This is a genomic window from Geomicrobium sp. JCM 19038 (genome assembly GCF_000698125.1).
Taxonomy (GTDB): domain Bacteria; phylum Bacillota; class Bacilli; order Bacillales; family Marinococcaceae; genus Geomicrobium_A.
In genome coordinates, this window is record NZ_BAXA01000008.1 from 121,491 (window position 1) to 143,064 (window position 21,574).

The 21,574-nt window shown below is 42.1% G+C and carries 22 protein-coding genes and 1 pseudogene; 15 read left to right on the top strand and 8 right to left on the bottom strand.

What is annotated here, in order from left to right; all coding sequences use genetic code 11:
- Positions 1-32: 32 nt before the first annotated feature.
- Positions 33-1,133 (top strand): NADH:flavin oxidoreductase, encoded by a 1,101-nt coding sequence (locus JCM19038_RS11760; RefSeq protein ID WP_042418143.1) that lies wholly within the window; start codon positions 33-35, stop codon positions 1,131-1,133.
- 15 nt (positions 1,134-1,148) lie between these two features.
- Here the strand turns inward: JCM19038_RS11760 and JCM19038_RS11765 are convergent, their stop codons facing one another.
- The 3 genes from JCM19038_RS11765 to JCM19038_RS11775 are packed head-to-tail and all read right to left on the bottom strand — an operon-like array spanning position 1,149 to position 3,222.
- Positions 1,149-1,778: a hypothetical protein gene (locus JCM19038_RS11765; protein ID WP_042418146.1), complete on the bottom strand. Its 630-nt coding sequence runs from the start codon at positions 1,776-1,778 to the stop codon at positions 1,149-1,151.
- Complete coding sequence (locus tag JCM19038_RS11770) at positions 1,760-2,044, bottom strand: hypothetical protein (protein WP_042418149.1); 285 nt, start codon at positions 2,042-2,044, stop codon at positions 1,760-1,762. The genes JCM19038_RS11765 and JCM19038_RS11770 overlap by 19 nt, the downstream gene beginning before the upstream one ends.
- On the bottom strand, positions 2,041-3,222 hold the full coding sequence (locus JCM19038_RS11775) for a PstS family phosphate ABC transporter substrate-binding protein (RefSeq protein ID WP_042418152.1): 1,182 nt from the start codon (positions 3,220-3,222) through the stop codon (positions 2,041-2,043). The genes JCM19038_RS11770 and JCM19038_RS11775 overlap by 4 nt, the downstream gene beginning before the upstream one ends.
- 119 nt (positions 3,223-3,341) lie before the next feature.
- Between JCM19038_RS11775 and JCM19038_RS11780 the strand changes: the two genes are divergently transcribed.
- Entirely contained in the window at positions 3,342-4,112 is a 771-nt protein-coding gene (locus JCM19038_RS11780) for a GTP pyrophosphokinase family protein (protein WP_042418155.1), read from the top strand.
- 17 nt (positions 4,113-4,129) lie between these two features.
- Here the strand turns inward: JCM19038_RS11780 and JCM19038_RS11785 are convergent, their stop codons facing one another.
- Positions 4,130-5,677, bottom strand: coding sequence for a Na+/H+ antiporter NhaC family protein (locus tag JCM19038_RS11785; RefSeq protein ID WP_042418158.1), 1,548 nt, complete (start codon positions 5,675-5,677; stop codon positions 4,130-4,132).
- Between the two features lie 159 nt (positions 5,678-5,836).
- Here JCM19038_RS11785 and JCM19038_RS11790 point away from each other — a divergent pair, with 159 nt between their 5' ends.
- The 7 genes from JCM19038_RS11790 (at position 5,837) to JCM19038_RS11815 (ending at position 10,683) form a co-directional block, all read left to right on the top strand.
- On the top strand, positions 5,837-6,883 hold the full coding sequence (locus JCM19038_RS11790; RefSeq protein ID WP_042418161.1) for a low specificity L-threonine aldolase: 1,047 nt from the start codon (positions 5,837-5,839) through the stop codon (positions 6,881-6,883).
- A complete protein-coding gene (locus JCM19038_RS11795) occupies positions 6,880-7,317 on the top strand; it encodes a DinB family protein (RefSeq protein WP_152549425.1) in 438 nt (145 codons plus the stop codon). The genes JCM19038_RS11790 and JCM19038_RS11795 overlap by 4 nt, the downstream gene beginning before the upstream one ends.
- A gap of 11 nt (positions 7,318-7,328) precedes the next feature.
- Positions 7,329-7,946, top strand: coding sequence for a futalosine hydrolase (locus JCM19038_RS11800; RefSeq protein ID WP_042418167.1), 618 nt, complete (start codon positions 7,329-7,331; stop codon positions 7,944-7,946).
- The gene (locus tag JCM19038_RS11805; RefSeq protein ID WP_042418170.1) at positions 7,943-8,779 is read left to right on the top strand and encodes a 1,4-dihydroxy-6-naphthoate synthase; all 837 of its coding nucleotides are present in this window, start codon (positions 7,943-7,945) and stop codon (positions 8,777-8,779) included. The genes JCM19038_RS11800 and JCM19038_RS11805 overlap by 4 nt, the downstream gene beginning before the upstream one ends.
- Before the next feature lie 196 nt (positions 8,780-8,975).
- Positions 8,976-9,200 carry a putative RNA methyltransferase gene (locus tag JCM19038_RS20895; protein ID WP_052361539.1) on the top strand — a complete coding sequence of 75 codons (225 nt, stop codon included), beginning with the start codon at positions 8,976-8,978 and terminating at the stop codon, positions 9,198-9,200.
- A gap of 14 nt (positions 9,201-9,214) precedes the next feature.
- A complete protein-coding gene (locus JCM19038_RS20900) occupies positions 9,215-9,826 on the top strand; it encodes a methyltransferase domain-containing protein (RefSeq protein WP_052361544.1) in 612 nt (203 codons plus the stop codon).
- 314 nt (positions 9,827-10,140) lie between these two features.
- Entirely contained in the window at positions 10,141-10,683 is a 543-nt protein-coding gene (locus tag JCM19038_RS11815) for a 5'-3'-deoxyribonucleotidase (RefSeq protein WP_042359801.1), read from the top strand.
- Positions 10,684-10,843: 160 nt separating this feature from the next.
- On the opposite strand, the gene JCM19038_RS11820 is transcribed toward JCM19038_RS11815, so the two are convergent.
- Positions 10,844-11,917, bottom strand: coding sequence for a Xaa-Pro peptidase family protein (locus tag JCM19038_RS11820; protein ID WP_042418173.1), 1,074 nt, complete (start codon positions 11,915-11,917; stop codon positions 10,844-10,846).
- A 376-nt stretch (positions 11,918-12,293) separates the two neighbouring features.
- Between JCM19038_RS11820 and JCM19038_RS11825 the strand changes: the two genes are divergently transcribed.
- The 4 genes and pseudogenes from JCM19038_RS11825 to JCM19038_RS11845 all read left to right on the top strand — a co-directional run bounded on the left by JCM19038_RS11825 (position 12,294) and on the right by JCM19038_RS11845 (position 16,274).
- Positions 12,294-13,145, top strand: a complete 852-nt coding sequence (locus tag JCM19038_RS11825) for a sulfurtransferase (RefSeq protein WP_042418176.1) — start codon at positions 12,294-12,296, stop codon at positions 13,143-13,145.
- 72 nt (positions 13,146-13,217) lie between these two features.
- A complete protein-coding gene (locus JCM19038_RS11830) occupies positions 13,218-13,754 on the top strand; it encodes an N-acetylmuramoyl-L-alanine amidase (RefSeq protein ID WP_052361552.1) in 537 nt (178 codons plus the stop codon).
- A gap of 506 nt (positions 13,755-14,260) precedes the next feature.
- Positions 14,261-15,906, top strand: a pseudogene (locus JCM19038_RS11840) (AMP-binding protein).
- Between the two features lie 74 nt (positions 15,907-15,980).
- Positions 15,981-16,274, top strand: coding sequence for an SCP2 sterol-binding domain-containing protein (locus JCM19038_RS11845; RefSeq protein ID WP_052361556.1), 294 nt, complete (start codon positions 15,981-15,983; stop codon positions 16,272-16,274).
- 56 nt (positions 16,275-16,330) lie between these two features.
- Here JCM19038_RS11845 and JCM19038_RS11850 read toward each other — a convergent pair whose 3' ends face one another.
- On the bottom strand, positions 16,331-16,756 hold the full coding sequence (locus JCM19038_RS11850) for a CBS domain-containing protein (protein ID WP_042418184.1): 426 nt from the start codon (positions 16,754-16,756) through the stop codon (positions 16,331-16,333).
- A 170-nt stretch (positions 16,757-16,926) separates the two neighbouring features.
- Between JCM19038_RS11850 and JCM19038_RS11855 the strand changes: the two genes are divergently transcribed.
- On the top strand, positions 16,927-18,012 hold the full coding sequence (locus JCM19038_RS11855) for a nitric oxide synthase oxygenase (protein WP_042418186.1): 1,086 nt from the start codon (positions 16,927-16,929) through the stop codon (positions 18,010-18,012).
- A gap of 11 nt (positions 18,013-18,023) precedes the next feature.
- Here the strand turns inward: JCM19038_RS11855 and murB are convergent, their stop codons facing one another.
- Entirely contained in the window at positions 18,024-18,935 is a 912-nt protein-coding gene (murB, locus tag JCM19038_RS11860) for a UDP-N-acetylmuramate dehydrogenase (protein WP_081831769.1), read from the bottom strand.
- Positions 18,936-19,172: 237 nt separating this feature from the next.
- On the opposite strand from murB, the gene JCM19038_RS11865 reads away from it, so the two are divergent.
- Positions 19,173-20,279, top strand: a complete 1,107-nt coding sequence (locus JCM19038_RS11865) for an FAD-binding oxidoreductase (RefSeq protein ID WP_042418189.1) — start codon at positions 19,173-19,175, stop codon at positions 20,277-20,279.
- A gap of 40 nt (positions 20,280-20,319) precedes the next feature.
- Here the strand turns inward: JCM19038_RS11865 and JCM19038_RS11870 are convergent, their stop codons facing one another.
- Positions 20,320-20,997 (bottom strand): universal stress protein, encoded by a 678-nt coding sequence (locus tag JCM19038_RS11870; protein ID WP_042418191.1) that lies wholly within the window; start codon positions 20,995-20,997, stop codon positions 20,320-20,322.
- Between the last annotated feature and the right edge of the window lie 577 nt (positions 20,998-21,574).

The window sequence follows — 21,574 nt, forward strand, 5'->3', positions numbered from 1 at the left end:
GAGAACCTTAAGGAAAGCATAGGTGATGAGTAGTGTCCAAGTTATTCGATCAAGGAAAGATTGGTAATCATATTCTAAGCAATCGATATATTGTTGCGCCGATGACGCGTGTGAGCGCCGAAGAAGACGGAACACCAAATGAACGAATGCACAAGTATTATGAGCGCTTCGCAAAGGGAGGCTTTGCTGCGGTCATTACTGAAGGAGTCTACCCAGATACGATGCATAGCCAAGCGTATCGTTACCAAGGTGGGCTAGCGACTGAAAAGCATGCAATTGCATGGGCACCAATCGTTAAAAGCGTCAAAGAACATGGTGCTTTAATGATTGCACAGCTTATGCACGGTGGTGCACAAACACAAGGAAACTATTATACAGACGAAACGGTCGCTCCTTCTGAATTCGCTCCACCATCAGATAAGGTTGACGTTTACTACGGAAGTGGGCCATTCCCTACAGCAAAAGCGTTAACGGTCGATGAAATGAAGCAAGTACGAAATGGATTTGTGCAGTCAGCTCTTTTCGCACAACAAGCAGACTTTAGTGGCGTAGAGCTCCATGGCGCAAATGGTTATTTGCTTGATGAGTTCTTATCAGAAGTAAGCAATCACCGAGAAGATGAGTACGGAGGCAGTGTGTTAAACCGTGTTCGCTTCTTAAAAGAAGTCATTGCCGACGTTCGTAAAGCGGTTGGCGATACGATGATGCTCGGTATTCGGATCTCTCAACTTAAAGCAACAAACGGCTCGTACAAGTGGCCAGGTGGCGAAGAGGATGCAAAGATCATTTTTAGTGAACTTGAAAAGACGAGTGTCGACTATATTCACATCTCTGACGATGATGCTTCCACTCCTGGGTTTGGTGAAGGTACGAAAACGATGGCCGAAGCAGCAAAACACTATAGTAATAAGCCAATTATTACGTGTGGTGACCTTGGGGATCCAAAGAAAGCATCGCAAGTTCTAGAAAAAGACCAAGCTGATTTTATCGGAGTTGCTAGACAAGCACTAGCGAACCCAGATACGCCAAAACGTGTACAAAATGAACAGCCGCTCGATGAGTTTAACGGCAAAGCAATTATGACACCGCAAGCATATGTAAAGGATTTTGAACTTAATTATGAGCAAGAGTAGGAAAAGCAAAGGTCATTATGACCTTTGCTTTTTTTCGAGTTGAACGCTAGTAATGATGTCAGGCACAGAATCGTTTTGCGCATAAAACGTAAGTCGATGCTCAAGATCTTCATATGTGGCTGAATGAATGAGCATTTCATGATCATACGAGAGGCGCACGGGTCCGTATGCTGCAAAAACCTCATCAAACACGCTATGAACGCCAACGCCAACTTCTGTTTGAGCACCACTTACTGAACTATAAATACTCGTCACATCGTTATTGCTCGTCGCAATCGTTAACTGTCGATCGATGGCTTCATCCATCGTATCCGCATAAATGCGTGTTCCTTGTGACCATTCTTCATCTGGAATTTCAACTAAATGATCGTATGTTGTGATCTCTTCATATAAGGAATAGGATCCTAATGTATGCCCTGTATGTTGAATAGATAATACAGGATTTGTGACGTAGCTTGTGATCATAAATGATGTTGCAATCATCATGATACTTCCGACGCCTACTGGGATCATTCGAAATCGTGTGAACGTCGTAAAATAGACAGAACAAACGAAAGCAACGATTGGAATTGTAAATAAGCTACTTAACATAAATAAATCAATGGAGTAGTAAGGGTCATAGGCAGTCAATAAATAGACGTACACGCAATCCCCACCATCATTAGATACGAACTACTTCCTGCCACAGCCATTACTAGGCGCTTAGCGGTCGGTAAAGGCTGCCATTGACGGCGAAACAGCAGCCAAACACGAACGCTCATGATGATCCCAACAAATGCCCCAATCAGCAAAATGATCGGAAAGAAGAAGACCGCCAATAGGATTGAAGTTAGCGAAACGATGATAAAAAGTGCAGCATTTGCAAAAAACAAACTTAGAGATCCGATCATCGGTGTTCGCATCTGATTCATTGTTTTGATTCTCCTTCAACGAGTGGCGCATAACCTGTTTTTTCAATTAGTTGCTGCCCCTCGGGTCCTGTCATCCATTCAATTAGTTGGTGCACTTCCTCTGTTTCTTCTCCTTGACGAGTGATCGCATAAAAATCAGCTGTAATCGGGTACGTCCCAGCAGCAATGTTTTCTTTTGACGGTTCAATGTCATTCACTTCAAGTAAGCGAATGCCGTCTGTTTTGTTCATTTCTGTCACGTAGTAACGAAATGAGAAACCGATCGCGTTTTGGTGATTTCGGTAATCCGATGTTTCTTGTAAGATGCCACCCATTCCGCTGATTAATTGTTCAGATGGTGGCTCCATAAGCGCACGGTCGCCCATTAGTCGTTGCAAGGCGGTTTGGGAGCCGCTCCCTTCTGGTCGTTGAAAGGCTTGTATCGTACCACTTGCTGCGCTTACTTCATTCCAATTCGTTACCTCACCTGCGTATATATCTTGGATTTGTTCAAGTGTCAGGGAGTAAACGTCTTGCTCTTGATTTACAAAAAAGACAAACGCTTCTCGTCCAATCGGTGTTAATTCAAATTCCACGCTTTGTTCTTCAGCTGTTTGTCGTTGTTGCTCTGAAGGAGCTGGAGTGAAAATAATATCAACGTCACCGTAAATAAGGCTATCAAACGCGGTCGGCGTATTGGTCATACGTACAGCGCTTGAGTGTGAATCATATGTTGCTTCTGGGTAAACCGCTTCTGCGAAAGCAGCGTAAACCGGATAAAGAGCTGTTGAACCGTCTAGAACTGGAAGGTTTCGCTCGAGTGACAACGTGGATTCTTCCTCTAATGTGGCAAGTCGATCGTTATTGTCAAACGGCCGGTAAATCGAGACGTCCACTTCACTGTCGGAAATGGTCTCGAGCTGTGCAGTTTGATAGGCGTTGAATTCGAAAATTCCGACGATTGCAAGTGCGATTACGAGTGATGCACCAAGCCCAATCCATCGAATTCTTGAGGTGAATAGATCAAAATACGTACTGATCATTAACACGAATAAGAAAGCCATCACTCCTAAAAGTACATACCAATAAACAAGCGCTTGTCCCGTAACTAGAAGCATTATGCTCCCTACGACAGTAACGAGAAATGTTAAAAATAAAATGCCAATGATCGCCATAATCTTAGTAAACAGCTGTCCCATAGTGCCCTCCTCATCCCTCTTAAAGCACTCTAAGTGTAGTGTTCGATGAAGCAAGCGTCAATAAGGAAGTTGAACTTTCTAGATGAGAACATTATTCTAGTAACAGGAGGACGAGCTAAATGGAACATTCACAACAGACATTTCCAGTCGATCCAGCTGTTTTAAAGAAAATGAAAACTGAACTTACCCGGTTTATGATGACGTACAAATTCGCATTGGATGAGATGGATACGAAGATCAACATTCTGCAAGAAGAATTCCAATATGTTCATGATTACAATCCTATTGAGCATATTTCAACGCGATTAAAGTCACCAGAAAGCATTCTAGAAAAAGTACAACGAAAAAAATTGCCGTTAAACTTGGCGACAATTCGTAATGAATTAAACGATATCGCAGGCATTCGAATCAATTGTTCGTTTCAAAAAGATATCTATAAAATTAAAGATATGTTAAGTGCGCACCAAGACTTGCGTGTCGTTGAAGTGAAAGATTATATTCAAGCACCAAAAGAGAATGGATACCGTAGTTTGCATTTGATTGCAGAATTACCGGTCTATATGTCAGATCGGGTTGAGCATGTTGCGGTCGAAATTCAGATACGAACCGTAGCAATGGATTTCTGGGCGAGTCTTGAACACAAGATCTTTTACAAATTTGGTGAGGTTGTACCGAATGACATGCGCCATGAATTAAAAGAAGTGGCGGATATTGCAGCACAATTGGATACGCGCATGGAAGGCCTTCATAGAAGGTCTGAACAACATAAGGAACAATATTATGCACGAGAATCGATGAAGTCTCTTCAAGTCGATCAAAAGCAGTTTGCATTACCTGAACGTTTGCTACAAGCATTATCAAACACAAACGAAACCCCGAATGACAAGTGAGTCATCCGGGGTTTTTATCATTCAGGTGTATAGCGAGGGATATTCTGCCCCCAAAGCTTGGTCAAGGTATAGGCGGCAAGTGTCGTTAAGACAAGGCCCACGAGTAGAGCAATCCACCATGTACCGGTAACACCAGCAATAAAGAATGAGATGATGCCGGTAATTCCAACTGTAATCGCATATGGAAGTTGTGTATTAACGTGGTCCATATGGTCACTGGCAGAACCTGCTGAGGATAATACTGACGTGTCAGAAATTGGTGAGCAGTGGTCACCAAAGATTCCTCCACTTAAAACAGCAGCAATGGCTAACGGCAACGCAATATCCATTGAAACAGCTAGTGGAATCGCAATAGGAATCATAATTGCAAACGTTCCATAAGACGTTCCGGTAGTGAATGCAATGATCGCTCCTGCAATAAAGATAAGAACTGGAATTAACGCCGGTGTCAGACTGGATTGTTCAGCGAGCTGTACGAGGAATTGGTCGGTCCCAACTTCAGCCGATACTGAACCGATAGACCAAGCGAGAATTAGGATAACAAAGACGAGCATCATGCCTTTAATCCCTTTCATCACGAGGTGAATCGCTTCAATAAATGTGAACATCTTTTGTGAGACACCCATGAGCAAAGCGACGATAATTGCTGCAAATGCAGCCATTAGAATCGACATTCCACCGTCAGCTTCACCAATCGCAACGACAAAGCTGTTTTCAGGATAATTCCCTGTCCATAAGAAAAGAGGTGGAATAAGTGCGAGTAACACAAGCATTGGCACGACAAGGTTGCGAATTTTTGGTGTGTCTGTAGCCGGTTGGGCAGCTGTAATCTCATCGGCTGCTGGAGGTTGTCCGCCATCGCGAATAAGCTTCCCTGTTTTGACTGCACGTAGCTCAGCTTTTGCCATCGGACCATAATCAAAGCGTAAGAAAATTACGATGAAAACAGTAAAAATGGCAAGGATCGCGTAATAGTTAAATGGAATTGTAGCAAGGTACATGAGGTATTCGCTTCGATCTATGTCCATGCGAACAAACTCGGTTCCGATTAGTCCCATTACGTATACAACCCATGTTGAAACAGGCACAAGTAGGCATGTCGGTGCAGAAGTGGAATCAACAATATAAGCTAATTTCTCGCGAGAGATGCGTAGCTTATCTGTGATGGAACGCATCACACTACCTACGGTTAATGCATTAAAATAATCATCAATAAAAAGAGAAAGTCCTAACAATCCTGTTGAGGCTTGAGCCCCTTTTCGTGAACGAATCCGATTTGCAAATGCGTTGGCAAGCGCTTGTGCGCCTCCTGTCGTTTGAAACACGACAATTAAAACACCGAATAGCCCACAATAAATCAATACATTTGCGTTCCATTCATCGCCAAGTGCTGGAATGATGAACTGCTCAAAGCTAGCATACAACCCAAGCAGAGGGTTCCAACCATTTATCATCGTCGCCCCGACAAATACACCAGCAAACAATGCAGGTACGACGTTACGTGTAAGGATCGCAAGAATAATAGCCACAACTGGTGGCAAGAGTGCAAGAATACCAAACTCCATACGCGTGACTCCTAACTATCATTTTTGTCCATTAGTGCATTATAAACGACAACGACTCAAGATGCACGACAATCTTGATGGATAGCAGAACCTTCCTATTAAACGCAGATTTTACTGATGATTTTGAGTATAATGAGTACAAAAGTGAGGAGGGTTCAAATGATTGATTTAAGAAGTGACACAGTTACAAAGCCGACCGAATCGATGAGAGTAGCGATGGTCGATGCAGTTGTTGGTGATGACGTGTATGAAGAAGACCCGACCGTGAACGATCTCGAAGAATATACAGCAAAGCTATTAGGAAAAGAAGCAGCGTTACTCGTGACGAGCGGTACACAAGGTAATCAAATTGCAGTGTTGACTCATTGTGCATTAGGAAACGAAGTCATTATGGAGCTAGAAAGTCATTTGTTTCATTATGAAGGCGCTGCAATCTCAGCGTTTGCTGGCGTACAACCCCGCACCATATTAGGTGATCGTGGATTTATTGCCCAAGCAGATTTGGAAGCTGCGATTCGCTCAGAAGATGTCCATGCACCAGAAACCGGGCTCATTTGTGTTGAGAACACACACAATCGCCACGGGGGAGCAATCATTACACCTGAGCAAACGATAGAGATGACGGACGTTGCAAAACATTACGGCATACCGACACACTTAGATGGAGCAAGACTGTTTAATGCAAGTGTTGCTTTAGGTGTCGATATAAAAGAATTATCAGAGCCATTTACGAGTGTGCAAATCTGCTTGTCTAAAGGTCTCGGAGCACCGATTGGTTCTGTTATTGCGGGAGACAAAGCTTTTATTAATAAAGCACGTAAATGGCGTAAACGTCTTGGTGGTGGTATGAGACAGGCTGGAGTAATCGCAGCACCAGGTAAGATTGCCTTAACGAGTATGGTTGAGCGGTTGAAAGATGATCACACTCATGCACAGTTTATCGCAAAAGCGGTAGAAGAAATAAGAGGACTAACTGTGGGTAATCAAGTGGACACGAACATTGTTTTACTCGATACGACTCAGTTATCATGTACTGCACAAGAATTTGTTAACCATTTATATACAGCAGGTGTAAAAGCGAATACATTTGGCCCTCAAACCGTTCGTATAATCACTCATAAAGATCTTTCCCATGATGAGATTGAGAAAGCGATTGATACACTGCGTCAAGTAGCAAGTTATTTTGAAACGGAGGCTTCAACGTGATGACAGAAGAGGGGTATGTGTATGCAGCATCACTAAATGATGAGCTCACACACGTTATTCCAACCGAATGGTATGATACAATTTTAATTGAAAGCTTAGGGACGCCAAGACAATGGTTTCATCATTTAATACGAGTACGAGAAGTATACCGAAGCTCTTTATTTACGGGTGAAGTCGTCTTTCCAGGAAAACCAATTCCAGATGACATTGACGTAAAAACAATGCTAAAAGCAAGCAGTGAGCGTCTAGCGGAAGCGTTTATGTATTCAGAGCGGATGTCTGTGAAGTACGATGGCAAAACGTTGTCAATCTCTGAGCTGATTTCGACTGCCATTCAACACGAAGGAATTCATACAGGACAATATTATGTCGCATTAAAGCATGCCGGGCTTGATGTGCCAAAGCGCTGGCAACAGGATTGGGCAATGAGTTAGGAGAAAACCATATGCGTAGAATTTTAATAATGACTGCAGTTGAAGCTGAGCGAGAAGCCGTAAAAGCAGGATTACGTGAAGATGTTAATGTGACGGTTGAACTTGCGGGTGTAGGACCTGCACAAGCAGCTGCTCGTACTGCCGTACAACTAGCTAAACAAAATTACGATCTTGTGATTAACGCAGGCATTGCAGGTGGATTTAGAGAGAAAGTACAATTGGAAGACATTGTCGTCTCAACGACCATTCAGGCGGCTGATTTGGGTGCTGACACAGGAGAGCAATTTATCCCAGTGGAAGAGCTTGGATTTGGCTCATCACGCATTGAATGTTTAGGAAGTGAAGTGGATCGCTTTCGCGAACTGGAGAATGTTTTTACAGGCAGAATTATTACGAAATCGACGGTGACAGGTACGGACGAAGAGGCAAAGCGATTGCAAGCAAGGTATGAAGATGCTGTTGCAGAAGGAATGGAAGGATTCGGGGTTGCGACTGCAGCGGAAGAGTTTGGTGTACCTGTCCTTGAAGTTCGTGCCATATCGAATTACATAGGAAAACGCGAGCGTGACAAATGGAAAATAAAAGAAGCGTTGGCTTCATTGAAACAAGTGATGGAGGTTGTACGATGAAAATTGCCTATTCACCATGTCCAAACGATACGTATGTGTTTCATGCACTTACACATCAGCTTATTGAAAATACGCCAACGTTTGATGTCTCCTATGCAGACATTGACGTGACGAATACGTGGGCGATTGAAGGAGATCCACATGATCATGATGTGATGAAGATCTCGTTTGCGGCACTTCCGTATGTCTTAGATGAGTATCAACTGCTGTCATGTGGAGGAGCACTTGGACGTGGTTGTGGTCCCCTTCTACTTACGAAAGAAGAAACAAGCCCACAAACGTTATCTGTAAAACGTGTAGCAGTACCAAGTGATCGTTCAACAGCATACATGTTGTTCAGATTATGGGCACGTCAGAAGATAGATGCTAACATTAAAGAAATTGTTGTCATGCCATTTCATGACATAATGCCAGCTGTTCAAGCCGGAACCGTCGATGCAGGCCTAGTCATTCATGAAGCGCGATTTACGTATCAAGAGTATGGCTTACACAAACTGGTCGATTTAGGCGAGTGGTGGGAAGAAGATACAGGCGCACCTATTCCGTTAGGGGCGATCATTGCGAAGAAAGGATTAGATCATGAACAGATTGAGTCTTGGATTCGTCAGTCCGTTGACTATGCGAATGAGCATCCTGAGTCTTCGAAAGACTACGTCATGGAACATGCGCAAGAAATGAGCGAAGACGTCGCACGTTCACACATTGATCTTTACGTGAACGAATTTACGAAAGACTTAGGGGTCGACGGCTACAAAGCGATTCGCGAATTGCTGCTTCGGGCAGCGGATGAAGGGATCGTTCCTAAGCCTGATTTACGTGGAATTAGTCGTTAAAAAAAGCAGGGGTAGTCGCTCTCCGTCGTGGTTGTTGTCTTCGAAGTCGCAACATAAAACCTCAGAATCGCTTTATAGACGAACCGAACCCTAAAATCAAACCGATCTTAATACATTGAGCAGAGTTGATCTCTGCTTTTTTTCATGTGCAAAGACATATGATATGATAATTCAAACGTTTGAACGAAGGTGAACAATGAAGAAAATCGACATTGCAGTAGAGCTTTATCAAAAAAACGCTGGACTTTTCCGCTGTCCAATTTGTCTTGAAGCCATTGAGATTATGGAAAGAAGCTTAGTGTGTTCTAAGCAACATTCCTTTGATCTTGCCAAAAAAGGCTATATTCACTTGCTTAAAAAGTCAATGGATAGTGACTATACGAAAGAGATGTTTCAATCACGGCGCGCATCTATGACTTAGGGTTGTTCCAGCAAGTGTTAGATGAGATGGAAGCGCTCATCGCTACACATGTAAGAGATGAAGAACTAAGTATTCTTGATATTGGATGTGGAGAGGGAAGCCATTTAAGAAGGATTGTTGAGAAATTCCATACGAGCGTCGGTGTAGGTCTTGATTCGTCAAAAGAGGGAATCGCACTCGCAACAAGTCAAATGGACCGTCTGTTATGGACGGTTGCGAATGTAGAAGAATTACCAATCGCAACCGATTCTATCGACGTCGTTCTTAATATATTTTCACCGCTTAATAGTCGTGAATTTACAAGAGTACTAAAGCCTGACGGGGTAATTATTAAGGCAATTCCTGGTAAGCGGTATTTACAAGAACTTCGAGATGAACTGTACGGTGAAAAAGGGCGTTCCCTTGATACGACGGATGCGATTACGAATTATGCGAAACGCTTTGAAGTATTGGAACATCGATCAGTTTACGAACAACTTGAAGTCAAACGTGAGCATATTCCCGCTTTAATTGATATGACACCTGCATCCTGGGATGCGACCGCTGAACAAAAACAAGTGTTACAAAGCTTTGAACAATTAAACGTAACGGTAGATGTGGAACTATTCATCGCGAAAATAAATTGACATTGAGAATCATTTTCAATATGATAAGTATACGGGGTGAATACTTAATTGTATTGATATGATTGCCTAAACGTTTAGCATGATTTTGGAGCTCATATGCTTCAAGGAATGGCTATTCATAACGTGCAACGTGATGACTTGAATGAACACAGTACATCTTTGTGATGACTGTATACGTAATGAAAGTTCCTGCCGATTATCGGTTGGGGCTTTCTTTTTTTGTAAATGTTGTTAAGAACAACTAAACATTGAATCAATTAATATATCTGTTAAAGAAGATCAGATACAATAGAAGGTGACGGAGGGTGATAAAGATGAAACAAAGAATAGCCTTTGATATGGATGAGGTCATGGCAGATCTCATTTCTGAACTTCTTGAGCGTTACAATGAGCGTTTTGAAGACACGTTGACCGTTCAAGATTTAAAAGCACAAAAACTTCGAGCAGTGCGTCCGCATCATACGAAAGAAATCTATGAGATTCTACAAGAACCAGGTTTCTTCGCATCGCTTGATGTGATGCCAGATGCCGTTGAAGTTATGAAAGAGCTACATGATCATTACGAAATCTTTATTGCGACAGCAGCAATGGAAGTTCCGACTTCGTTTTCGGAGAAATTTTACTGGTTGCGTGAACACTTTCCATTCTTAAATCCACAAAATTTCGTCTTCTGTGGTGACAAGAGCATTATTCACGCTGATTACCTCGTTGACGACCACCCTGATAAACTGGAGTCTTTCTCCGGGGAAAGCATTATGTATACGGCGTTTCACAATGTCAACGATTCAAGGTTTAAGCGCGTAGACAATTGGCAAGAGTTACGTGCGTTCTTTTTACCTGCAACGGTTAAGAGCTAAGAGGTTTCAATTAGATGACCAATTCGATCCAATGGTAGGCATAGCTCGTCATGAGCTATGCCTTTTCTTTTGTTATCGATTGTGACAGTCGCGTGTATTCAGCTAACGCATCAAAAAACTTCGTCCAATGAGTAAAGGACGGAGCATCGTAAGCTTCTAATTATACGATTTGTAGGCTTTTCGGGTATTGTGTAAGAACGAGCGGGCCGTTATTCGTAACAATAAGATCGTCTTCAATACGTACGCCAATATTTTCGAGTAGATAAATACCAGGCTCAACGGTTAATGCCATACCTTCTTGGAGAAGTTGGCTGTTCATACCGTGCATTGAAGGTTCCTCGTGTACTTCAATGCCGAGCCCGTGGCCGAGTCGATGAGTGAAGTACTCTCCATAACCTGCTTGTGTAATGAGGGAGCGAGCGGCGTCATCAGTGTCTTGGATCGGTGCATCTACAATGCACGCGTTAATCCCAGCAACGTTTGCAGCAAGAACGGTTTCGTAGACTTCTTGATGTTCTTTCGATGGTTCACCGAAGAAGACCGTGCGCGTAATGTCAGAAGCGTACCCTTCATAATAAACACCGAGGTCCATTAAGACAGCATCGCCGCGTTTTAATGGGGTTGTGCCTGGGCTACCATGTGGATCTGCTGCGTTTTTGCCAAACAACACGACAGGCTCAAAGCTCATTTTCGAGATGCCTTCTTGTTTTAATCCAGATTCAATGGCTTGAATAATCTCCAGTTCTGTTACGCCTTCTTTAAGGGCGGCAACACCAAGTTCTACTGCTCTGTCAGCATAATGAGCAGCTTTTTGTAGCAATTCAATTTCTTCTTCGTTCTTCTGGAGACGCATGCCAAGCAATTCATTGTCAATCGATGTCGTTTCGATGTTGCGATGCGTATTGGTAAGTTTACGTAAGCGAGCAACTGTGACGTGTTCTTCTTCAATGGCTAAAGTAGTCAGTGACGGGAATTTATCAAATGGATTTTCGGTATCATCATACCCGGTAATATCATGCGTCCAGCCTGCTGCTCTTGCTAAATTCATTTCCATGTTTGGACAAATGATCATTGGCTTTCGACCGTCAGAGAACAAAAGTAAGCCTAAGAAACGTTCTTTCGGATCGCAGTAAAAACCAGTTAAATAAAAGACATTCGCTGTTGATGTGACGAGTATAGCGTCTAAGTTTTGTTGTTGTGCAAAGGTTTCAAGTTGTTGTAGTCGAGTTTGCAAAATCTGTCACCTTCTCTTTTATTTTCTTTAAGCGTACTAAAAACGTGAACTTTCAGCAAGTTCATGCTTGCTTAAAAGATTGAAAAGTTAGATAATAAAGAGGGGTGTTCACACTGCGCAGAATTGGCGAACGACTGTATATGTCTGGCATGGGTCTCGGTGCAGTAGCAGTAGGTATCGCATTTTTTTTCTATGCTTGAGGCTCCCGGGACACAAGCGCATTGGAGTTTAGTCATTATCATTCTTATTGCTGCTGGTGTAAGTTTTAGTGGATTGATTTTACAGAATAACATCAAGGATGAAGCTTAAGCACTACCTTTAAACGGGTAGTGTATTTTTATATACAATAACTACATTTTAAAAAGAGGGATCGTTGATGAAGACACAAGACATCGTAACAAAAGAATGGTTACATGAACATTTATATGATAGCCAGATCGTCATTGTAGATGTGAGGTTCGATTTAATGGATGAATCGCAGGGACGAAAAGAATATGCAATTGATCATATTCCAGGAGCGATTCATTTCGATTTGAAAAAAGACTTATCCGACGCGACGAAACCTAAGCAAGAAGGTGGCAGGCATCCATTACCGGATGTTTTATCATTTGTTAAACTCCTCGAGTGCTCTGGTATTAACGAGGAGAAACATGTCATCGTTTATGATGATCAAAACGGTTCAATTGCAGGAAGGCTATGGTGGCTCCTTCAGTACGTAGGACAACAACGTGTATCAATCCTCGATGAGAACTATACTGCTTGGAAAGATCAAGGCTACCCGGTGACGGATGCAAAGCCGAAGCTTGAAGCTGTCTCGTTCACTCCGTCAATTCAAGCTGATCTTGTGGCGACGATGGAAGAAGTGAAACAGAAAAAAGACTTAGAAGACATCTGTCTTGTTGATGCAAGAGCATTTGAACGTTATGCAGGTCAAGTGGAGCCATTAGACCAACAAGCGGGCCACATTCCTGGTGCGTTGAATCTTTTCTGGAAGGAAAACATAAACGATTCAGGAACTTGGAAAACGAAAGAACAGCTGCAAGACATGTATAAGCCGTTGAAAGAGAAGAAGGAAGTCATTGTCTATTGTGGTTCTGGAGTGTCTGCTACGGCGAATGTGATTGGTATGCGCCAAGCAGGTATTAACAACGTGAAGTTATACCCCGGTAGTTGGAGTGAATGGTCCTCGTTTGAAGAAAATCCTGTAGGGACAAAAGACGAAGACTAATGCCTTTTTCTTATTAATACGTTGTGAATGGGTATGGATTTCTCTCTTTATGTACTGAAGGGAGATGATCAAATGGTTCGAATTTTTATTGATCCTGGTCACGGTGGGAATGATCCTGGAGCGGTTGCAAACGGTTTAGAAGAGAAGAACCTCACGTTAGATTTGGCGTTACGACTTCAAGCTTTGCTCGAAGCCGATGAAAATGTAGAGTTGCAGTTGTCGAGAAGTGATGACAGTGATGTTGGCTTATCGGCAAGAGCACAGTTTGCAAATGACTTTGGTGCGGATTATTTTGTGTCAATACACGTGAATGCAGGTGGAGGAACAGGATTTGAATCGTTTATTTATACGTCAGCTCCAACGGAGACAGCCACGTATCAAACGACGGTTCACCAAGCAATTATGCAAGAAATAGACGTCACCGATCGCGGTGAGAAAACGGCAAACTTTGCTGTATTAAGAGAGACAGTTATGCCGGCAATTCTTACTGAGAATTTGTTTATCGATACAACTAGTGATGCTGAACGGTTAACTGATGATGCGTTTTTACAATCAATTGCACTCGGACATGCGCGAGGCATTGCAGAAATCTTTGGATTAACGATTTAGCAATGAATAACACTCCTTTCAAAGTATACGTATCTACTTTGAAAGGAGTTTTTTGATGAGAAGGCATACGAAGCATCCACCCCAATTCGATCTAGCGATTACTTCTTAGTTAACTGTTTCTACAATGTTTTCGATTAATCTCTTTTATTTCTTTATATATGAGTAGAGTCATTGTGACGATTATGCTAAGTAAAATGATATAAACAGTTTCTACACTAAGCCCAAACAAAAAAGTATAAAGTGAGAAAAACATCGTCGTAATCGTTCCGAAAATTAATTTAAGAATAAATTTAAAATCCATATGTAAAACTCCTTCTGAATTAGTCCATCAGAAATTTATCATTATTGCGAATCAAATACAAGAAAATCTTGGTAGAAAGATGCTCCTGAATTAATAACTACTATTTTCCTTAGCCATCGAGACCGTGCAATCGTTAAGAGGAAATCCAACGTTTTTCTAGAACATGTACACAACAACTCTTTCTCTAAAAAGGACGTGAAGCTGGATGGTTGAATTAATTGAGCGAACACTTGGTCAGATTCTTACAGACACAGCAAGCGAACAACCGGATCGAGAAGCACTTGTATATAGTGACCGAGGTTTACGCTATACGTACTCACAGTTTGAAGAACATTGCAAAACTGTGGCGAAGGGGCTTATGAGTTTTGGCATCGAGAAAGGGGAACACTTATCCATTTGGGCTTCCAATATTCCAGAGTGGGTGAGTACACAATTTGCGTCCGCTAAAGTAGGCGCTGTATTAGTAACGGTCAATACGAATTATCGTTCTGCGGAACTTCGCTATTTGTTAGAGCAATCGGACACTACGACGTTACTTTTAATGGATGAATACAAAGGAACGTCCTACATTGATACGTTGTATGAAATTGTTCCTGAATTGAAGACATCTGTTCCAGGTGAGTTGTATTCTGAAGTGTTGCCACATTTAAGACGGGTGATCTACCTCGGTGAAGAGCGATATCCAGGAATGTACAACTGGACAGATCTACTGGAGCATGCAACTAGAGTGAGTAATGATGCACTACAACGACGAATGGATACATTACAACCTGATGAAGTGATTAACATGCAATACACGTCTGGAACGACAGGATTTCCAAAAGGCGTCATGTTGACTCATCGTAACATCGTTAATAACGGGTATAACGTTGCAAACCGAATGCAGTTAGGCGTCGACGACCGTCTTTGCATCCCAGTGCCATTTTTCCACTGCTTTGGGTGTGTGATGAGTACAATCGCATGTGTAACAACGGGAGCGACGATGGTACCAATTCAAGAATTCGACCCTAAAGTAGTCTTAAGAACGGTAGAGAAGGAGAAATGTACAGCGTTACACGGCGTACCGACGATGTTCATTGCAGAAATGAATGTAGAAGGTTTTGAGACGTATGATTTGAGTACGCTCCGCACAGGATTATGGCTGGATCCAATTGTCCGATAGAAGTTATGAAAGGTGTCGTAGACAAAATGGGCCTTAGGGAAATGACAATCGCTTATGGACAGACGGAAGCGTCTCCTGTTTGTACGCAAACGCAAGTCGATGACCCTTTGCAATTACGTGTTGAGACGGTTGGGCGTGCGTTAGCAAATGTTGAAGTGAAGATTGTCCAACCTGGGACAGAGGAAGAAGTGCCACGTGGAGAACAAGGCGAGTTTTGTACTCGGGGCTATCATGTGATGAGAGGGTATTATAACAATCAAGAGGCAACAGACGCTGTTTTACAGCCAGATGGTTGGCTTCATACTGGGGACTTGGCAGTGATGGATGATAACGGGTATTGTAAAATCACCGGCCGCCTCAAAGATATGATTATTCGTGGTGGAGAAAATATTTATCCAAGAGAGATCGAAGAGTTTCTGTACACACATCCTGCAATACAAGACGTTCAAGTTGTGGGAGTTCCTGATGAGAAATACGGTGAAGTGGTATCGGCTTGGGTTCTTCTGAAACCGCATACATCGCTTACTGAGGACGAACTAAAAAGCTATTGCTTTAACAAAATATCACGGTTCAAAGTACCAAGAGATGTGTACTTTGTTGACGAATATCCGATGACCGCATCAGGGAAAATTCAGAAATACAAACTGCGTGAACAAGCGATTGCCAAAAGTCAGGAACAAAAATCGTAAGCCTCCTCTTTTAAAATGAATGATCGTTCAGTACAATAGAGAAAGATGTAACAGTGAACAAAGGGGAGTGGCAGATGGTAACAGAAGAGAAGATTCAACAATTAGCGAATCAAATGAATGAAAATCCTAAGCATATCGAAGATTTAGAAAGACGATATCATTTTGAATTAAAAACCGAAGGGTTATACGGCATTGTATTCAAAGATGGCGTTGTTGAAGTAGAGTTGAATCCGGTTCCAGGCGAGGCGGATTGTGTGCTTAAGATGAGCGATAAGAACTTTCATAAATTGCTCGAGGGTGAATGGAATCCTACGACCGCATACATGACAGGTCAGCTTAAAGTAGAAGCGAAATTAGCCACGCGTTAAAGCTTTACCATACGCTAAAGCAATATCAATAAAAACAAGAAGAGAACATCATGAATTTAGATGTTCTCTTCTTGTTTTTTGCTAAATAATTGTGATGAGCAGTATTTAATAACGTCTCTTCGTCGTACGATTCCGATAAAGTAACCAGAATCGTCCATAACAGGAATGAAGTTTTGGTCGGAAGATAACGCAATAAGGTCTTCCATTTCCGCATTAATGTATATGGGGATGTTTTTAACACGTTGTGGAATGTCTTTTAGTCGCAGGTTCATGATGGTATCTAGCGGCTGCTCACGGTTATCCATAATGACCCAAAGTAAATCCCCTTCAGTAATCGTTCCTGCATACTTACCATCGCCATTAATAAGAGGAGCGGCAGTGTAACGATGATGGCGCATTTTCTCTATAGCCTGTCTAATCGTGGCATCCGGGCTTAAGTATTTCACTTCTTGTTTTGGCAATAAAAAGAAACCAATATTCATGTTGATCACACGTCCTTTATTTGAAGAACTCACTTATATTGTAAGCGATTCATTGAATGCTGTTAAGTACCATTCGTATTCCAATAGAAAATACGACAATAAAGGTGAAAGGTTGCAAGACTTTGTATGTGAATGAAAAGTATGTAAAGATAGGAAAAGCAACGTGAATAATGAGGTGGAAGACGATGATCGAAGATGCTCGTCAATTTCTAAAAGAATATTATGATCAACAATCATCGAGGTACTTCGACGTTCGATTTCAAGAGGTGTCCGAACAAATTGAACAAACTGGTCGTTACGATTTAACGACGGAAGAATTGACGTACGCGGCGAAAGTTGCTTGGCGTAATAGTAATCGTTGCATTGGTCGGTTGTTTTGGGACCGATTAACCGTCGTTGATGCGCGAGATGTTCAGTCAGAAGAAGACGTTTTTTCATATTTGTTTAAACACATTGAATCTGCAACAAATGATGGTAGTATACGCTCGATGGTAACAATATTCCCTGAACAAGGGTCACTATACGAAGTTCGCGTTTGGAACCATCAGCTAATTCGTTATGCAGGATATGAACGTGAAGACGGGGTTATCGGTGATCCAGATTCCGTTACATTTACGAAGTTATGCGAGTCGCTCGGTTGGCAAGGAGAGGGAAGCGACTACGATATTTTACCTCTTGTCATTCAAATCGGAAATAAAGAACCACAATTAAAAGAAATCCCTGCAGAACTTGTAAAAGAAGTAAGCATCGAACATCAACATAATGAAGCGTTTAATGCGTTACGTCTCAGATGGTACGCGGTTCCAATAATCTCAGATATGAAGCTCACGGCAGGCGGCATTGACTTCCCAGCTGCACCTTTTAATGGTTGGTATATGGGCACTGAAATTGGAGCAAGGAACTTAGCGGACCCTTTTCGCTACAATAAGTTACCAGACATTGCTGATGCGTTTAGGTTTGAGCGTAATCACGATTCTACGCTTTGGAAAGACCGTGCTCTTGTAGAATTAAATGCAGCTGTACTCCAGTCATTTAAAGATGCAGGAGTCACAATTGTTGACCATCATACAGCAGCAAAGCAATTTCGCCATTTTGAACAATTGGAAGAGAAATCAGGACGTGATGTGACGGGAGACTGGACGTGGCTCATCCCACCTTTGTCACCGGCAGCGACTCACGTTTTCCATAAACCCTATGAAGATGTACATCGAGTTCCGAACTACCTATATCAACAAGCACCGTACAAAAAAGACTAAGCCGTTTCGGCTTAGTCTTCTCCAATGATTTTCACTTCAGTATGCAAATCAACGTTGAACTTATTACGAACTGTATCTTGGATGTGTTTAATTAAAGACACATAGTCAGTCGCAGTAGCATTTCCTCGGTTAACGATAAATCCAGCATGCTTTTCTGAGACTTCAGCGTCTCCTACTCGAGTTTGTTGCAAACCACTGTCTTGAATTAACTTACCAGCAAAGTGATTAGGAGGACGTTTGAAGACACTTCCACATGATGGGTATTCGAGCGGTTGCTTCGATTCTCTTAAATACGTTAATTCATCCATCTTCGCTTTAATGGCCTCATAGTCGCCTGTCTCAAGCTTAAACGAAGCCTCTAAGACAATTAGTTGTTCTTTAGAGATAATGCTGCTTCGGTAGGCGAGTTCAAGCTCTTCATTCGTAAGGGTAATTAACTTCCCTTCTCGAGTAAGAAGCTTTGCGTAATCAAGCACGTAGGAAATCTCTCCACCGTAAGCACCTGCGTTCATGACAAGCGCACCGCCAACAGAACCAGGAATGCCACAAGCAAACTCCATGCCCGTTAACTTCTCATCGAGTGCACGACGAGAGACGCCAATAATGGGTGCGCCCGTTTGTGCAGTCACTCTCGTACCATCAGCCTCAATTGCGGTTAAATGACTAAAGTGTAGAACAATTCCACGGATGCCACCGTCACGTACAATTAGGTTTGAGCCGTTGCCGAGCAATGTAAGTGGGATTTGTTCTTGATGTGCGATGCTGACGACAGCACTTGCTTGCTCATACGTTGATGGCAACACAAGATAGTCAGCAATTCCCCCTGTGCGAGTATGTGTATAGTGTTTTAAAGGTTCATCAACGAGTATGTTAGTTTCAGGTAATGCTTGTTGTAACGCGTTATAAACAGAAGTAGACGTCATGTCATTCACCCTTTTGTATTCAATGCCCTTTTAATGTTAGATTGTGGGCGTAAGCCTATCTTACATAATAGCAAGGCTGAACCCTTTTTAAAAGAGAAAAGTAACCGCTCATTTAGTCTATGTAAATGGACGTATGGCGGTGCGTATGATCACAACCTTAGACGTTATTGTAGTCAGATTGGTCACATTTCAATCATAATAAAAGAGATATAATAACTGTAATTAGGAGGAGAAAGCATGTCAATTGCAATCATCGGCGGTGGTATTATTGGCACGAGCATTGCGTATCATCTCGCTCATCACGGTGAAAAGGTTACAGTAATTGATGATCAACGATCAGGTAGAGCGACTGATGCTGGCGCGGGCATTGTTTGTCCTTGGGTAACAAAACGAAATAAAAACACGCCAGGATACGAGCTTTCAACCCGAGGAGCTACGTATTATGAAACATTACAACATCAGCTTGAAGCAGAAGGATTTGGCAATACAGGATATAAAAAAGTCGGAACGCTTGCGATTTCAACCGACGATAATTACCTTTCCCAATTAGAAGACGAGCTCTTAAAAGAGAAGGAACGAAACCCTGGGATCGGTACGTTGGAGCGTTTAAGTAAAGAACAAACGAAGGAGAGGTTCCCACCGTTACATGAGCAATACGAGTCTTTGTTTGTTGGTGGAGGGGCGCGTGTTGACGGAAGAAAACTGCAACTGGCGATGCAACAGTCGGCACAAAAGCTAGGTGTGAAATGGGTGAACGGCACAGCAAAGGTTCTGAGTACAAAAGGAGAAGCTCCAAAACTCGAAGTGAATGGCAAATACGAGATGCCGAGTAAAGTAATCTTTGCATCCGGTGCATGGCTTGAGGAGCTTCAATTACCAGTAAGACCGAAACATAAAATTCGTCCACAACGTGGGCAGATTGTTCATTTGAAAGCTCATGGTGAAGAGACGAGTGATTGGCCAATCATCCAACCAGAGTCAAGTTATTACATTTTATCATTTGAAGACTCACGTATCGTTGTTGGAGCGACAAGAGAAGATGGTAAAGGGTTTACTGAACAAGTAACCGCGGGTGGTTTGCACGAAGTGCTGTCAGTCACTTCTGAGTTAATCCCGGGAGCGGATCAATATGAGTGGCTTGAAACGCGAGTAGGATTTCGTCCCATTAGTGCGGATAATAAGCCCGTTCTTGGACCACTTGATGAGGAACATACATTTTATGTGGCAAACGGTTTTGGGGCGACAGGGTTAACGATGGGGCCTTATGCGGGTAAATTGCTAGCCGACTTAGTACACACAAATCAAGCCGAGATGGACCTTCGAGCGTTTTACCCCGATGTATAAAAGAAAAACCAGGTACGCCAATAAGGCGCCTGGTTTTTTTCTACTCTTTCTTTAGAAAGTTTTCTGAAGGAATCACTTGATCATCGGTTACGTGAACTTCAAGCATTTTATTATCCTTCATGAACTTAAAGATTCCATTATTGAAGTCTGTACCGACTTCTTTGAAGAAGATACCTTCATAAGAGCATTTAACAGAGTGATTGAATGTGAGTTCGTATCCTTCACTACTCTCTGATTTGATTAGGTAAGCACGCACACCTTTTTCGAAGTGTTCTTCTTGATAATTCTTAAGTCCGCGTGTTACAGCAATGATATGAAGGTCGACAAATGGAAGTTCTTTGAGCAATGTGTTGATTAGAGAACCTTTCGTAATCTCTTCCCAACGACTTTTGGCCGTTTGACCAATAATTACTTGTGTAACTTGTTTCTCTCGTGCGACTTCGGAAATCACTTTTGTTGTTGGCCGTTTTTCATTGTCTTTAATAATAAATTCTGAAGCGTTAACTTCTTTCGCTAGCTCTCTCCAATAATCAACATATTGGCTCTTTTCATGATCTAGCTCATCTAATGGAGAAGAGTCAACGGTTAGAATGTAAAATGGACAGTTTAACTTCTGTGCGATTTTAGCCCCTCTTCGAATTAAACGTTCGCCGTTAGGGCCATGATAAACGCAAACAAGCAAGCTTTCATCCATTTTAGCCTGAATTGCTTGATCCATCTTTTATTCACCTCTACGAATGGGGGCAAAAGGGCCGCGCCATAATTCTGCATAGTATAGCTTACTCCTGTTTGTTTTAGGATGTCAATTGGTCTCTCACATATTTTTAAAATTTCCTAGTCAAAGAAAGAAAATCCCTGAAATTAATGGTAATTTTATGCGTTTTATATATGATTCAATTGTTACAATTCATCAACAAACTACCTATATAAAAGCAACTTGCGTGCATTGATGTTATTTTTATTATATACTCTGTATGACATATGCATAGGAAAACAATCTGTTTAGTTGTTCGACGAGCAGATGTTTTGCATTGATACTATTGTTATGAGTACAATTGCTATCGAGTGAATTGAAGTAGAGTGAAGAAGTCGAATGGCTTTCGGCTTTTTAGAACGCATTTCGTAACCCGTGCCTTTGTGTGAGAAAATTCTGACACATATAAGGCTTTATCCCTTAATCGCATAATCCACCCGGAATTACCCCCGTTCGTTATCCATTTCCAGCTAATAATTTCGAGAGTTGTTGTTCTCGTAATAAGCGTTTTTAAATTCGGGAAAGTTAAATTCATCGAGAG

Excerpts from the sequence above, each read along its gene's own strand:
- JCM19038_RS11770 (WP_042418149.1), bottom strand. The coding sequence starts at position 2,044 with ATGAATCAGATGCGAACACCGATGATCGGATCTCTAAGTTTGTTTTTT.
- JCM19038_RS11780 (WP_042418155.1), top strand. The coding sequence starts at position 3,342 with ATGGAACATTCACAACAGACATTTCCAGTCGATCCAGCTGTTTTAAAG.
- JCM19038_RS11805 (WP_042418170.1), top strand. The coding sequence starts at position 7,943 with ATGAAAATTGCCTATTCACCATGTCCAAACGATACGTATGTGTTTCAT.
- JCM19038_RS11845 (WP_052361556.1), top strand. The coding sequence starts at position 15,981 with ATGGTAACAGAAGAGAAGATTCAACAATTAGCGAATCAAATGAATGAA.
- JCM19038_RS11825 (WP_042418176.1), top strand. The coding sequence starts at position 12,294 with ATGAAGACACAAGACATCGTAACAAAAGAATGGTTACATGAACATTTA.
- murB (WP_081831769.1), bottom strand. The coding sequence starts at position 18,935 with ATGACGTCTACTTCTGTTTATAACGCGTTACAACAAGCATTACCTGAA.
- JCM19038_RS11870 (WP_042418191.1), bottom strand. The coding sequence starts at position 20,997 with ATGGATCAAGCAATTCAGGCTAAAATGGATGAAAGCTTGCTTGTTTGC.
- JCM19038_RS11850 (WP_042418184.1), bottom strand. The coding sequence starts at position 16,756 with ATGAATATTGGTTTCTTTTTATTGCCAAAACAAGAAGTGAAATACTTA.
- JCM19038_RS11785 (WP_042418158.1), bottom strand. The coding sequence starts at position 5,677 with ATGGAGTTTGGTATTCTTGCACTCTTGCCACCAGTTGTGGCTATTATT.
- JCM19038_RS11815 (WP_042359801.1), top strand. The coding sequence starts at position 10,141 with ATGAAACAAAGAATAGCCTTTGATATGGATGAGGTCATGGCAGATCTC.
- JCM19038_RS11865 (WP_042418189.1), top strand. The coding sequence starts at position 19,173 with ATGTCAATTGCAATCATCGGCGGTGGTATTATTGGCACGAGCATTGCG.
- JCM19038_RS11775 (WP_042418152.1), bottom strand. The coding sequence starts at position 3,222 with ATGGGACAGCTGTTTACTAAGATTATGGCGATCATTGGCATTTTATTT.
- JCM19038_RS20895 (WP_052361539.1), top strand. The coding sequence starts at position 8,976 with ATGAAGAAAATCGACATTGCAGTAGAGCTTTATCAAAAAAACGCTGGA.
- JCM19038_RS11830 (WP_052361552.1), top strand. The coding sequence starts at position 13,218 with ATGGTTCGAATTTTTATTGATCCTGGTCACGGTGGGAATGATCCTGGA.
- JCM19038_RS11855 (WP_042418186.1), top strand. The coding sequence starts at position 16,927 with ATGAGGTGGAAGACGATGATCGAAGATGCTCGTCAATTTCTAAAAGAA.
- JCM19038_RS11790 (WP_042418161.1), top strand. The coding sequence starts at position 5,837 with ATGATTGATTTAAGAAGTGACACAGTTACAAAGCCGACCGAATCGATG.
- JCM19038_RS11800 (WP_042418167.1), top strand. The coding sequence starts at position 7,329 with ATGCGTAGAATTTTAATAATGACTGCAGTTGAAGCTGAGCGAGAAGCC.